General features: G+C 62.2%; 11 protein-coding genes. 5 read left to right on the top strand and 6 right to left on the bottom strand.

The window, feature by feature from the left end:
• The first annotated feature begins 128 nt into the window (after positions 1 to 128).
• Entirely contained in the window at positions 129 to 1,118 is a 990-nt protein-coding gene (locus BM116_RS10865) for an outer membrane protein assembly factor BamD (RefSeq protein ID WP_083725394.1), read from the top strand.
• 293 nt (positions 1,119 to 1,411) lie between these two features.
• On the opposite strand, the gene BM116_RS10870 is transcribed toward BM116_RS10865, so the two are convergent.
• Complete coding sequence (locus BM116_RS10870; protein WP_083725392.1) at positions 1,412 to 3,043, bottom strand: NAD+ synthase; 1,632 nt, start codon at positions 3,041 to 3,043, stop codon at positions 1,412 to 1,414.
• 178 nt (positions 3,044 to 3,221) lie between these two features.
• Here BM116_RS10870 and BM116_RS10875 point away from each other — a divergent pair, with 178 nt between their 5' ends.
• The 3 genes from BM116_RS10875 to BM116_RS10885 are packed head-to-tail and all read left to right on the top strand — an operon-like array spanning position 3,222 to position 6,421.
• The gene (locus BM116_RS10875; RefSeq protein ID WP_083725390.1) at positions 3,222 to 3,464 is read left to right on the top strand and encodes a PP0621 family protein; all 243 of its coding nucleotides are present in this window, start codon (positions 3,222 to 3,224) and stop codon (positions 3,462 to 3,464) included.
• Complete coding sequence (locus BM116_RS10880; protein WP_083725388.1) at positions 3,445 to 5,037, top strand: two-component system sensor histidine kinase NtrB; 1,593 nt, start codon at positions 3,445 to 3,447, stop codon at positions 5,035 to 5,037. The genes BM116_RS10875 and BM116_RS10880 overlap by 20 nt, the downstream gene beginning before the upstream one ends.
• Before the next feature lie 37 nt (positions 5,038 to 5,074).
• A complete protein-coding gene (locus BM116_RS10885) occupies positions 5,075 to 6,421 on the top strand; it encodes a sigma-54-dependent transcriptional regulator (protein WP_083725386.1) in 1,347 nt (448 codons plus the stop codon).
• Position 6,422: 1 nt separating this feature from the next.
• On the opposite strand, the gene thiO is transcribed toward BM116_RS10885, so the two are convergent.
• Positions 6,423 to 7,529, bottom strand: a complete 1,107-nt coding sequence (gene thiO, locus BM116_RS10890) for a glycine oxidase ThiO (protein WP_083725384.1) — start codon at positions 7,527 to 7,529, stop codon at positions 6,423 to 6,425.
• A 437-nt stretch (positions 7,530 to 7,966) separates the two neighbouring features.
• Between thiO and mqo the strand changes: the two genes are divergently transcribed.
• Positions 7,967 to 9,448 carry a malate dehydrogenase (quinone) gene (gene mqo / locus BM116_RS10895; protein WP_083725382.1) on the top strand — a complete coding sequence of 494 codons (1,482 nt, stop codon included), beginning with the start codon at positions 7,967 to 7,969 and terminating at the stop codon, positions 9,446 to 9,448.
• Between the two features lie 53 nt (positions 9,449 to 9,501).
• On the opposite strand, the gene BM116_RS10900 is transcribed toward mqo, so the two are convergent.
• The 4 genes from BM116_RS10900 to glyA all read right to left on the bottom strand — a co-directional run bounded on the left by BM116_RS10900 (position 9,502) and on the right by glyA (position 14,066).
• Positions 9,502 to 10,560, bottom strand: coding sequence for a M48 family metallopeptidase (locus tag BM116_RS10900; RefSeq protein ID WP_169847239.1), 1,059 nt, complete (start codon positions 10,558 to 10,560; stop codon positions 9,502 to 9,504).
• Positions 10,538 to 11,821 (bottom strand): YjgN family protein, encoded by a 1,284-nt coding sequence (locus BM116_RS10905; protein ID WP_169847238.1) that lies wholly within the window; start codon positions 11,819 to 11,821, stop codon positions 10,538 to 10,540. Before BM116_RS10905 ends, BM116_RS10900 begins: the two co-directional genes overlap by 23 nt.
• Positions 11,822 to 11,941: 120 nt before the next feature.
• On the bottom strand, positions 11,942 to 12,679 hold the full coding sequence (locus tag BM116_RS10910; protein WP_083725376.1) for a substrate-binding periplasmic protein: 738 nt from the start codon (positions 12,677 to 12,679) through the stop codon (positions 11,942 to 11,944).
• A gap of 133 nt (positions 12,680 to 12,812) precedes the next feature.
• Entirely contained in the window at positions 12,813 to 14,066 is a 1,254-nt protein-coding gene (gene glyA, locus BM116_RS10915; RefSeq protein WP_083725374.1) for a serine hydroxymethyltransferase, read from the bottom strand.
• Positions 14,067 to 14,086 lie beyond the last annotated feature (20 nt).

Genomic DNA, 14,086 nt, shown 5'->3' on the forward strand with positions numbered 1-14,086 from the left:
GGATTCAACCGGGCGCTGTGGTTAAATACGGCCAGTCCGGGGAGTCCGGACAAGGCTGTAGAGGCCCCAAACTATAACAGGACGGCCGCACTGGAAACAGCGCGACCCGCCCATTCGGATGTCATGATATGTCGCTGAAACATCTGCTGCTGGTCGGCGCACTGGCACTGCTGGCCGCGTGTTCCTCCAACACACCGGTCATTGACGAGTCGCTCAGCGAGTCTGAGCTGTACCGCAAGGCACAGGTAGACCTGGACGCCAAGAACTACGGCGCCGCCGTTGAAACCCTGCGCGCGCTGGAAGCCCGCTACCCCTTCGGCCGCTACGCGGACCAGGCCCAGCTCGAACTGATTTACGCCTACTATCAGAACGTTGAGGCTGAAGCAGCCACCGCTTCAGCTGACCGCTTCATCCGCCTGCATCCGACCCATCCGAACGTTGACTACGCCTACTACATTCGTGGCCTGGCGTCATTCAACCGCGACCGCGGCATCATCGAGCGCTTTCTGCCGCTGGACATGACCCGTCGCGACCCGGGCGCCGCCCGTGACTCGTTCAACGACTTTGCCCAGTTGATCAACCGCTACCCGAACAGCCAATACGCCCCCGACGCCCGTGCGCGCATGGTCTACCTGCGCAATCTGCTGGCGGCCTATGACGTCAACGTGGGCCACTACTACCTCAAGCGTGGCGCCTATCTGGCAGCCGCCAACCGTGGCCGCTACATCGTCGAGAACTTCCAGCAGACCCCAGCTGTAGGCGACGGCCTCGCCCTGATGGTCGCAGGCTACAACCGCCTGGCCATGTACGACCTGGCCGACAGCGCACTGCAGACCCTGCAGCTCAACTACCCCGATCACCCGGCACTGGTCGACGGCAAGTTCAAGCACCACATTGAGCCGGCCGAAGCCGATCTGGACTGGCTGGAGGCGACCTCGGTTGGCGTGATCGACGCCGTCACCGCCCCGCCGCCACGCATGGCCAAAACCCAGATGGAACGCGAGATGGAACGTCAGTACCAGGATGCCGTAGACGCCCTGCCCCGCGAAATCCGCGTCGGCGGCCAGGAAGCCGGCCGCACCTTCTGGAACAAGATCACCTTTGGTCTGATCGACTGAGGGACGCCCCACAAAAAAGCCCGCCACGGCGAATGCCTTGGCGGGCTTTTTTGTGGGGAAGCTAGAGGCTGGAAGCTAGAGGCTGGAAGCTGGAAGCTGGAAACTGGAAGCTGGAAGCTGGAAGCTGGAAGCTGGAAGCTGGAAGCTGGAAGCTGGAAGCTTAATCAGGGTGAGCTCATCGCAATCCGGGTCAAGCAGGATTTGCGCGGCTTGAGTAAAAACCGACACCTGCAATAGCTCGGTCTACTTCAAGCTTCCAGCTTCAAGCCTCCAGCGGCGCGGCTAGCCGCGCCTTAATCCTCCATCCCCCACCCTGAAGTGATCGGATAACGACGGTCACGACCGAACCCCCGCTGGGTAATACGCGCCCCCACAGCTGCCTGACGGCGTTTGTATTCGTTCAGGTCGACCAGCCGAACAACGCGCTTGACCACATCTTCTTCAAAACCGGCAGCAACAATGGCGCTGGCAGACAGGTCGTGCTCGATGTACAAGCGCAGAATCTCGTCCAGCACCGGGTATGGCGGCAGCGAGTCTTCGTCTTTCTGGTCGGGCGCAAGTTCGGCGGATGGCGGGCGATCAATCACGCGCTGCGGAATCGCCGGACCAAGGGTGTTGCGGTACTCGGCCAGCCGGAAGACCAGCGTCTTGGGCACATCCTTGAGCACGTCAAAGCCGCCGGCCATGTCACCGTAGAGCGTGGCGTAACCCACGGCCATCTCACTCTTGTTACCGGTGGTCAGCACCAGCGAGCCGGTCTTGTTCGACAGCGCCATCAACAACGTGCCGCGACAGCGCGCCTGCAGGTTTTCTTCAGTGGTATCGCGCGGCAAGCCCTCAAACACCGGCTCCAGCGTCTGCATGAACGCCTCGACCATAGGCGCAATGGGCAGCACACGATAGTGTACGTGCATGGTGCGCGCCTGGGCTTCGGCGTCTTCCAGGCTCATGCCCGAGGTATAGTGATACGGCATCATTACCGCTTCAACGCGCTCTGCACCGAGCGCATCGACTGCAACCGCCAGCGTCAGGGCCGAGTCGATACCGCCAGAGAGCCCCAGCACCACGCCCTTGAAACCGTTCTTGTTGACGTAGTCCCGCACGCCGGTCACCAGCGCCTGGTACACGCTGGCCTCCAGCTCCGGCATGGCCGCCACGGCGCCCTGGCGCAGGATCACCTGGCTCTGGTCAAAGTGCACATCCACCGGATACAGCCCTTCGGTAAAGGCCTCGACCCGACAGGCGATCTGACCGTCGGCAGTAACCGCTACCGAGCCACCGTCAAACACCAGCTCGTCCTGGGCACCGACCTGATTCACATAGACAATGGGCATGCCACCCTCAGCGGCGCGACCGGCCAGCATGGCCTCGCGCTCGCGCTGTTTATCCATGTGGAAGGGCGAGGCATTGAGGTTGAGCATCAGCCGAGCACCGGCGTCCCGCGCCTGCGCCATCGGCTGCGGATGCCAGATGTCCTCGCAGACCGTGACAGCCACTGGCAGGCCATCAATCTCCAGCAGGCAGCATTCGTTACCCTCGGTGAAGTAACGCTTTTCATCAAAGACGCGGTAATTGGGCAACTGCTGCTTGGCGTAGGACGCCAGCAGGCGGCCGTCGGCAATCACAGCGGCCTTGTTGTAGCAGGCATCGCCTTCCTGCCAGGGGTAGCCGACCACCATGTAGATGCCCGATACCTCTTCACACAGGCTGTCCAGCGCCCGGCTGATGCGTGCCTGCATGCTGGAGCGCAGCAGCAGATCTTCCGGTGGGTAGCCACACAGCGACAGCTCGGGGAACACGATTACCCGGGCGCCCAGCTCGTCGCGAGCGTGCCGGGCTGCCTCGATGATGCGCGCGAGATTCCCCGGAATATCACCCACCCGCATGTTCAGCTGGGCCATCACGATGCGCAATGTCGCCGTCATGTTGCTTCTCCTGACTCAAGATGCGGCCTATTGTCCGGCAAGCGCTGCGCACCCGCAATCGCAAGATGGCTTTGGTGTGGGCGGGCCATGGGATACACTGGGGCCCGCAGCCCAACTCGACACGCGTTGCCGCATGCAAAGGCAACGCCCGACTCCACTCTCGACACAAGCCTGTTTCATGGGACTGATCAAACTCATCTTTCTTGCCCTGCTGGTGTGGTTCGCCCTGCGCCTGTGGCGCGGCCTGCAGCGACAGCAGGCAACTCAACGCCAGCAACAGAGCGCACGAGCGCAGCAGGAGCCGCCGCTGATGGTGCGCTGTGCGCAGTGCCAGGTACATCTGCCGCAGGACAGCGCCCTGCGCGCCAACAATCACTGGTACTGCTGCGCGGAACACCGGGATGAGCACAGCCAGCACTGAACGCATAGACTCCCAGCGCCCGCGCATACTGCGCCTGTACAACCTCTATCGGGTGATTCTGGGCTTCGGCCTGACGCTACTGACCAGCTCGGCCCTGCGCGAAGGTGTGCTGTCGGTCAGCGACGCCGACGTCTACGCCAAGGCCAGCTGGATCTACTTGTTCATCAACGTATTGATTGCGTTGTCGCTGCATCGCGGGCGGCGTGACCTCCACCTGTTTATCCTGGCGGTGCTGGATATCGGCATGCTGGGGGTGATCTTCTACGCAGCCGGCGGCATTGGCAGCGGCTTCGGCAACCTGCTGATCATTCCGGTCGCCATCGGTAACGTGCTGCTGCACGGGCGAATCGGCCTGCTGTTGCCGGCGCTGGCCAGTCTGGTGCTAATCTACCTGACGTTCTTCCTCAGCCTGACCCATCCGTATATCGGCCAAAGCTACCTGCAGGCCGGGGTGCTCGGCGCCATCTACTTTGCCGTGGCCATGTTCGTGCAACGGGTCAGCCGGCGCCTGCACCTGTCCGAGATACTCGCACGCGAACAGGCCGCCAGCCTGGCCAGCATGGAGCAGCTCAACCAGTTGATCATCCAGCGCATGCGCACCGGTATTCTGGTGGTTTCGGACGATCAGCGCGTGGTTACCAGCAACGAAGCTTGCGCCCAGATGCTCGGCCGCGAGCTGCCTACCGGCTCCAAGCTCGAACGCATTGCACCGGAGCTGGAACAGCGACTGCGCCAATGGCAACGCAACCCCTCAGTGCGCGGCACCTCGTTCCACAGCCACAGTGGCGGCGCCGAGTTGATGGCCAACTTCAAGCCGCTGGGCGAAAACAGCAAAGGCAGCATACTGGTCTTTCTGGACGACAACACTCAGGTAGCGCAGCAGGCCCAGCAGCTGAAACTGGCCTCCCTTGGACGCCTGACCGCGAGTATTGCCCACGAAATCCGTAACCCGCTGGGCGCCATCAGCCATGCCGCACAACTGCTCAACGAGTCCGACCTGCTGTCGCGTCAGGACCTGCGCCTGACCGAGATCATCCAGCAACACTCCCAACGCATGAACCGGGTCATCGAGACCGTGCTGGAGCTCTCCCGGCGCCGCCCGAGCGAGCCGCAACTGCTGGACCTGGCGCTCTGGACATCGGCCTTTCTGCAGGATTTTCGCGCTGCACACCCGGCCACTGACAGCATCGACTGCGAAATCGAGAAAGAAGGCATTCTGACCCGCATCGACCCCAATCAGCTGACCCAGGTGGTCAGCAATCTGTGCCAGAACGCCCTGCGCTACAGCGGCGAGCCCGGCACGCCCCGCACCATCTATCTGCGCTTGTACCTGCACCCTGACACGCAGCTACCGACGCTGGAGATCATCGATCACGGCCCCGGCGTTGCCAGCGAGCATGTCGGCCATATCTTCGAGCCCTTCTACACTACAGAGAACAGCGGTACCGGCCTCGGCCTGTACATCTCCCGCGAGCTGTGTGAAAGCAACCAGGCTCGCCTGGAGTGCGACAGCGTAGAACCGCATGGCTGCTGCATGCGCATCACCTTCGCGCATCCCAAACGACTGGTATGATGGGCATCCACGGACAGACAGGAGACAGGCCCGGCCCATGACTCAACCCACGGTGCTGATCATTGACGATGAACCGGACATTCTCGAACTGCTCGAGATGACGCTGGGGCGCATGGACCTGCTGACCCGCCGCGCCAGCACGCTGGAGCAGGCGCTCGTACTGCTTGACGCAGAGTCCTTTGAGCTGTGCCTGACCGACATGCGTCTGCCTGACGGCGACGGCATGACCATCGTGCGCCATATCCAACAGCACTGCCCGGCTACCCCCGTGGCCATGATCACCGCCTTCGGCAGCCTGGACACCGCCATCAACGCGCTAAAAGCAGGCGCCTTTGACTTTTTGACCAAGCCGGTCGACCTCACCAGGCTGCGCGAACTGGTTGCTACAGCCCTGCGCCTCAACCAGCCAAAGCCGGACAGCCCCACTGACAGCGACGACGACCCGCTGCTGGGCATTTCGCCGCCCATCGAGCGCCTGCGAAGACAGATTGGCAAACTGGCACGCAGCCAAGCGCCGCTGTACATCAGCGGCGAGTCTGGCAGCGGCAAGGAACTGGTCGCCCGGCGCATCCACGCACTCAGCCCGCGGGCAGATCAGCCCTTTGTGCCGGTCAACTGCGGCGCCATTCCGTCCGAGCTGATGGAAAGCGAGTTTTTCGGCCACCGCAAGGGCAGCTTCACCGGCGCAGTAGCGGACAAGCCCGGCCTGTTTCAGGCGGCCAATCACGGCACCCTGTTCCTGGATGAGGTAGCAGACCTGCCCATGGCCATGCAGGTCAAGCTGCTGCGCGCCATTCAGGAAAAGGCCGTGCGGCCACTGGGCAGCCAGCGCGAAGAACCAATCGATGTGCGCCTGCTGAGCGCCACGCACAAGGACCTGGCCGCGGAAGTGGCGCAGGGGCATTTTCGCCAGGATCTGTTTTACCGCATCAATGTGATCGAGCTGCAGGTGCCACCACTGCGCGAGCGGCGCGAAGATCTGCCACTGTTGATCCGCCATATTCTTGCGCGTCTGGCCCAACGCAACGGTATGCCCGCGCCGCGCCTGACCGACAGCGCCATGGACCGCCTGCAGAGCTACCGCTTTCCCGGCAACGTACGGGAACTGGAAAACGCGCTGGAGCGTGCCTTCACCCTGTGCGATGAACAACAGATCGATGCTGGTGATCTCTACCTGAGCCCGTGCACGGCAAGCCAGGGCGACGACAGCCAGGACCTCAGCCAGATCGACCACTTGGAAGATTATCTGGACAATATCGAGCGCCAGGCCATCACCCAGGCACTGGAAGAAACCCGCTGGAACAAGACCGCCGCAGCGAAGCGGCTGGGTCTGACCTTCCGCTCGCTGCGTTATCGCCTGAAAAAGCTCGGGCTCGACGACTGAATCAGCCCTGGCGCAGACGGCCATCCGGCAGGTAAGGTGCCGGATCGATGGCCGGGGCACGCTCCAGCAGCAGATCAGCCAGCAGGCGGCATGATGCCGGCGCCAGCACCAGGCCATTGCGATAGTGGCCCAGGTTCAGCCACAACCCCGGCAGCGCGGCGAGCGGCCCGATATAGGGCACGCCGTCGGGCGAGCCCGGTCGCAGGCCCGCCCACTGAGCGACGGGTGCTTCTTGCGCCAGCGCAGGCAACAGGGCTTCTGCGCTCTGGCGCAGGGAGGCCAGCGCCTGCTCGGTGGTGGTCTTGTCGTAGCCGGCGTGTTCCAGCGTACTGCCAATCAGAATGTGCCCATCTCGCCGGGGAATGGCGTAGCGCCCCTCGGCCATCACCATCGACGGCAACCAGCCGGGCTCCATCCGATACAACAGCATCTGCCCTTTCACCGGTTCAACCGGCAGCGTCAAGCCCTCGGCGGCCAACCAGTCCCCGCCCCAGGCGCCAGCACAGAGCACCACGGCATCGCCACTCACCACGCCGCCGGCGATCTGCACACCGGTGATCCGCTCTGCCTCTTGCTGCAGCCCCAACGCGGCGCAGTGCTCACGCAGCGCAAAGCCGTCAAACTGCAGCAATCGTGCGCGCAGGGCTTTCATCAAGCGGGGGTTACGCACGTTCGCCAAGTCAGCCTGCCACAGGGCCCCGGCAAACCCCGGCGCCAGCTGCGGTACCTGACGATAGATAAACTGCTCGTCTACCTGCTGCAGCGGCCTGTCCTGTTGCGCTGCCCACTGCATCGCCTGGGCCTGCTCGTCCATGTCCAGCCACAGAAGCCCACAGGGCTGTACCTCGGGATCGATGCCGGTGTCCGCCAGCAGGTGCCGCGCCAGGGCGCCGTAATAGTCTTGCGACCAGCGCGCCAGCGCGCTGATGGGGGCACTGTAGCGCCAGGGGTAGAGTGGCGACACAATCCCGCCGCCCGCCCAGGACGCCTCTCGCCCCAGCTCGCCGCGCTCCAGCACAGTTACGCGACAACCCGCCTGCAATAACTCCAGCGCAGTCAGACAGCCCATGACGCCACCACCAACGATCACCACATCCCGCATCCACATCCCCTTTTTTCCAGGTAAAACCGGCACCCTGCCCGGCGCACAAAAAACACAAAGTCTGTCCTGTTACCGGCATTTGCGACCAAAGTCGGTCATTGCGAGCGCTGCTTTGACCCAATGAAGGGCTGCAGCGCCTGTCACCCGAACAAAGAAACCGGTATGATACGCCTTCTCTGAACTACTCCAATGGCAGATCACCCTCCGTCCATTGAGCCCTGGCCGGCAATTCCACACGAAGTGCCAACCGCAACATCATCAGCCAACACTGATAACACATGCCCGGGCGTTCGGAGCTGACAGCACACATTGCTTGACGTGCTCTCGGCGCAGCCAAAAGCGTCAGCCGAGGACAAGCCCGTTTGCTAGCCGCCCCGACATTGGCCAGTATGATCACTGGAGAGCTCAGGCTCCTTGATTTTTAGCAAAGAGGCGACAGGTAAATGACGGCAACGAACGTGGATGTATTGCTGGTCGGTGGTGGTGTCATGAGCGCCACCCTGGGAATGTTGCTCAAACAGCTGGATCCCGCCATGACCATTACCCTGGTCGAACGTCTGGATCACGTGGCCCATGAAAGCACCGACGGCTGGAACAACGCAGGCACCGGGCACGCCGGCTACTGCGAGCTGAACTATACTCCCGAAGACCAGAATGGCAATGTCACCATTGAGCGCGCGCTGGCAATCAACGCGTCCTTTGAAGTAACCCTGCAGTTCTGGAGCTACCTGGTAGAACAAGGCATCATCCAGAACCCCTCCGATTTCATCAATGCCACCGCGCACCAGAGCTTTGTCTGGGGCGAAAAGGACGTTGCCTTCCTGCGCAAGCGTCACGAGCTGCTGAGCAACCATCACCTGTTCGCCGAAATGAAGTTCAGCGAGTCTCCCGAGCAACTGCGCGAGTGGATGCCGCTGATCATGTCCAGCCGCGACACCAATGTGCCCTTCGCCGCCACCCGCGTCGAACATGGCTCCGACGTCGACTTTGGCTCGCTCACCCGCCGCATGATTGCCCACCTGGAGCAGCAGGACGGGTTTGATCTGCGTCTCAGCCACTCGGTCAAATCGCTGCGTAAGAGCAAGCGTGGCCATTGGCGCGTTGTCGTCGAGGACGAGAAGACCGGCAAGGATCTGGAGATCAACGCCAAGTTCGTATTCCTCGGCGCGGGCGGTGGCTCGCTGCCGCTGCTGCAAAAATCCAACATCGACGAAAGCCAGGGCTACGGCGGCTTTCCGGTCAGCGGCCAATGGCTGGTCTGCCAGGACCAGGACGTGGTCAAGCGCCACAGCTCCAAGGTCTACGGCAAGGCCCCGGTCGGCGCACCACCCATGTCCGTTCCGCACCTGGATACGCGCATCATCAACGGCAAGCCTGCGCTGCTGTTTGGCCCGTTCGCCGGCTTTACCACCAAGTTCCTCAAAAAAGGCTCGGTGTTTGACCTGTTCTCCTCGGTCAAACCCTACAACGTCGCCCCGATGATGGCAGTTGGTCGCGACAACATGGACCTGACCAAGTACCTGATTGCCGAGTCGTTCCAGTCGCACAAGGACCGCGTTGCTTCTCTGCGCAACTTCTTCCCGGATGCACAGGAGAAGAACTGGAAACTGCAGAATGCCGGCATGCGCGTACAGATCATCAAAAAAGACGCCAAGGGCCACGGCAAGCTGGAGTTTGGTACCGAGATTGTCGCTGCCAAAGACGGCACCCTGGCCGCCCTGCTGGGCGCCTCCCCCGGCGCCTCGACTGCCGTACAGGCAATGATCGACGTGCTGGAGCGCTGCTTCAAGGATCGTATCGCCAGCCCGGAATGGCTGGCGCGCATGCGCGAGCTGGTGCCATCCTACGGTCAGTCGCTGGTCAATGACGGCGCCCTGCTCAAGCAGGTGCGTGAGCGCACGCTGAGCACCCTCAAGCTGCGCTGAGGCGCGCCAAAGGAGGCAGAGTAAAGGGGGCTGCCGCGTCGCCCGCGCAGCCCCTACTCAGCTTCCTGAAAGCGCTCAATCCTCTCCGGGGTTGGCGGGTGGGTCGACAGGAAGCGACCCACAGAGCCGGCCTCATCCCCCTCGCGCGGCGGATCCAGCCGCTGCATGATGTCGACAAAGCGCGACGGCGAGATGTGCCGTGCTCGCAACATGTCCAGCGCAAAGTCGTCCGCCTCCTCTTCCATGCCCCGCCGATAGGCCAGCGTTGCCAGCAAGGCCGGCACGCCCGTCACCAGGTCCGAGGCAGCCGACATATCGCCGGTCATCGAGGCCATGACAAACACCAGCAGCGAGCCCTGCACCAGATTGCGCATGCCGTGACGATGGACCGCGTGTCCCGCTTCATGCGCGAGCACCGCAACCAGCTCGTCGTCGTGCTGCGCCAGCTCAACCATTGCATCGGTGAACACCAGATGCCCGCCGGGCAAAGCAAAGGCATTGGCGCCCAACGCCGGTGCCGAGCGAAAATGCACTTTCAGGGTACGCTCAGGATACTGCCCGGTGAGCCACTGCAGGCTCGGCTGCATATGTACCAGCAGCGCCTGCTGCCGGGCCTCGGGCAACTCGCTTGGGTCGGCCCAGGTACGGTCGATGGCATCCAGCGCCTCACTGCCGGCCAACTCCTCCAGCGACTCCGGCAGCATACTGGCAATGCGGTCCGATGCCCAGGGCACGCCCCAAACCACGCCGCCGACCATCAACGCCACCGTCACCAGCAAGGACAGCACAATCAGTCGCGGGCTGATCTCCAGGCGATGCAGCCACAGCGTTCCGGCGGTTGACGAGCGCAGCGCCCGCACCAACGCCTGCACACCGGCAACATCGGTCGACTCAAGCGCTGCGCCCTCCCCCAGATGCAGGTAGCAACCGGCGCTGCCAACCTGCGTACCGAGGCGTACCTGCTCCGCTGCAAACTGTAGGCGCTCGCCGCCTTCCAGGTGCACTTCCAGCTGCCCCGCCTCGACACGCGCCTCGGCAGCACGGGCCTGACTGGAGCGGCCGTCGAAGTAACGGCCAGCAACGCGCCCCTCAGCCAAAGCCGAAGCCGACATCAAAGGCGTCCCCCAGCTCCATGCCGACAGCCCCAGCGTGCTGCGCTTCACCGGCGATAAAGCCATCCAGATCACCAGCCACTTCCATCTCCGAGCAGGATGCGCGGTAGCGGGCCATGCGCACCTTGGCCCAGGGCGTGAAAAAGCCCATGGTCAGCAGGATCAGCAGCGAGTTGGTGAAGAAGATCCAGACCATGCGCCGCTTGCCAAGGTTGGAAGCAAAACCGTGCTGCTCGAGCTGGATGCTGTTGATCACCAGATTGGTCAGCCCCGCCATGAAGTAACCAAACAGGGCCAGGTAAGCCGCCATGACAAAAACGGCCATGATCGGTTGGTACACCAGCGACAGCACACCACCGATAAGAAGCAGGCCGATAAACACGCCCAGCATCTTGAGAAAGAACACATACACCTGCCCGACACTCAGGTTCAACGCAAAGGCGCTACGACCGTATCGCGCACCCTCGGTAAGAAACTGGTGCCAGCGCTGCACAGCCAGAGGTACCAGCAGCCCCAGCGTGAGGATCGCCGCCAACGGCCACAGGTAAACCACCTTGACCGCCTGCCAGTAGGTGCCAACAAAGTCGAAGCGAATATTGCGATAGGCGCTGTTGATCGCATGAAACTTGAGCGAACGCGTAATGATCCAGGGCACCAGCGGAATAAAGATCACCAGCAGCGCCATGGCCGCAATCGGGAAAAAGTTGGAAGCAATTGACCAGACGATAAAGGCTGCGACCGCCACCAGGCGCCCACGAAAGATCACCCAGGGGTCGGCCAGATACTGAAAGCTCTGCTTCTCCAGCACGGTGTGGCCGTAGAAATACTGCAGGTTACGCACCTTGGCCCAGGGCGCGTAAAAGCCCAGCGTCACCACCATCAGCAGGATGTTGACGATCCAGATACCAAAGTACTCGCTGCCATTACCAGTAAACTGGAACGGCACCAGGCGACGCTGCGACGCGCCGGGGGCTGGCTGTTGAATTGGCGCCGCGGGCGGCGCCGGTGGTGCAGGCGGCGCAACCAGCGTGGCACCGTCGGGCAACACCTGAGTAATCAGACCCGCATCTGCCAGACGTTTCTGATAACGCTCGGCCATGGCTTGCGACAGGCCGGATTTAATCGTGACTGGCGTGCCATTGAGCAACCGATCGAGTTGCTTGCTGCCGAACCCCAGACGCTGCAGATTATCGCGCAGCTGCTGCTCATCAATAGCGGAGTCCCGCTCGCCCTTGCAACTTACCTTGAAAGTGTCTTGCATCGCAGACCATCCCTTGCCGTTGTACATCCTGCCCACGTACCACTCGCCCGTGGCCAGACAGGGCGGCCATTCAATCAAGCCGCGCGATCGGGCGCAAGCATGCCGGGGCGCATATGTCGACTATTGCCGCGTCACATCCATATCGACACCCTCATCCACCAGCGCGTCGAAGGCCTGGTCCAGCCGATTGACCAGCGCTCTGGCGTCTGACCGCTGACGTGACACAAACAGGCGCATGGTCGGCTGATCAACCGTTACGTGCGGCAACGCCTGCATACCCAGCGAGTCCAGTGCTGCGGCCACCTGCCCGCGGTAATCCAGCAGGTAATCTCCGCGCCCGCGCAACAACATGCGAATAGCACCGGCATGCGAGCTACTGGCGCGCGTTTGCAACGCCAGCCTGGGGTCCTGCAGGGTTCGTGACACAGGCAGGCTATAGCTGTAGTTGGTGATCAGGATCAGCGTGCGCCCGCGCAAGCTATCGGGCCAACTGGGCACCGCTTCATCAGGGCGATAGTAGAGGTTGATCGGCAGCGCGCCGAAGCTGGACTGGGTCTGCAGCGTGTATGCTTCCAGATCCACCTGATTGTTCAGCCCCAGCCACAGATCCAGTTCGCCGGACATCAGCCCCAGGCGCACCCGGGCCACGGGCAACAGCCGAATCTCGCTGGCGTATCCGGCGCGCTCCAGCAAACGCCGAATCACCCGCACCGCGTGGCCGTCAGCACGCCGATCGGCATCGTACTCGGCATAGTCGGGGTACGGTAGCATGGCCACCCGCAAGGGCGCCTGCGGTTCTGCCCAAGCCCGCGGCAGCCAGCACAACGCAAGCAAAAACATGATTGCCAAATGCTTCATGGCCAGTCTCTTGTTGTCACGCCGGCATCCATGCGCGCCCGGCGGTGTTGCCAGCATATAACCAAATGCCCCATTTTGAGACAAAAAAAACCCACGATCATGATCGTGGGTTTTTACTGGAGCCCGTGCAGGTTCAGGCGCCGTATACCGGCAGGCGGGCACAGATGGCCTTGACCTGCTCACGTACGCGATCAACCACGGACTCATCGCCCATGTTGTCGAGGATGTCGCAGATCCAGCCAGCCAGCGCTTCGCAGTCAGCCTCAACAAAACCGCGCGTGGTCACCGCAGGGGTGCCGATGCGCAGACCGGAGGTAACGAACGGCGAGCGCGGATCGTTCGGCACGCTGTTCTTGTTCACGGTGATGTAGGCGCGACCCAGAGCAGCGTCAGCATCCTTACCGGTGATGTCCTGCTTGATCAGCGACAGCAGGAACAGGTGGTTCTGGGTGCCGCCGGATACCACGTCAAAGCCGCGCTCGACAAATACCTTGGCCATGGTCTGGGCGTTCTTGACCACCTGCTGCTGGTAGGTCTTGAACTCGGGCTGCAGCGCTTCCTTGAAACAGATCGCCTTGGCAGCAATCACGTGCTCCAGCGGACCACCCTGGGCACCGGGGAACACAGCGGAGTTCAGTTTCTTTTCGATCTCTTCGTTGGCGCGCGCCAGAATCAGACCACCACGCGGACCACGCAGGGTCTTGTGGGTAGTGGTGGTGACGACGTCAGCAAAGGGCACCGGATTCGGGTAGACACCAGCGGCAACCAGACCGGCAACGTGAGCCATGTCAACGAACAGGTAAGCACCAACCTTGTCGGCAATGGCGCGGAAGCGTGCGAAGTCCAGTACCTGAGAGTAGGCGCTGAAACCGGCAACGATCATCTTCGGCTTGTGCTCAACGGCCAGACGCTCGACTTCGTCGTAATCGATCAGGCCCTGATCGTTGATGCCGTACTGCACGGCGTTGTACAGCTTGCCGGAGGACGAAACGGAAGCACCGTGAGTCAGGTGACCGCCGTGTGCCAGGCTCATGCCCAGAATGGTATCACCGGCCTGCAGCAGCGCCAGATAGACAGCGGCGTTGGCTTGCGAGCCAGCGTGCGGCTGCACGTTGGCGTAATCGGCACCGAACAGTTCCTTGGCGCGGTCAATGGCCAGCTGTTCAACAACATCAACGTGCTCGCAGCCACCGTAGTAGCGCTTGCCCGGATAGCCCTCGGCGTACTTGTTGGTCAGTACGGAGCCCTGCGCCTGCATGACTGCCGGGCTGGTGTAGTTCTCAGAGGCAATCAGCTCGATGTGCTCTTCCTGACGGACAGCTTCCTGCTCCATTGCAGCCCAGAGATCAGCATCGAAAGTGGCAATATCGTTGGAACGGCTAAACATGTAACGGCCCCCTGCTAGGT

The organism is Halopseudomonas pachastrellae (assembly GCF_900114765.1).
Lineage (GTDB): Bacteria > Pseudomonadota > Gammaproteobacteria > Pseudomonadales > Pseudomonadaceae > Halopseudomonas > Halopseudomonas pachastrellae.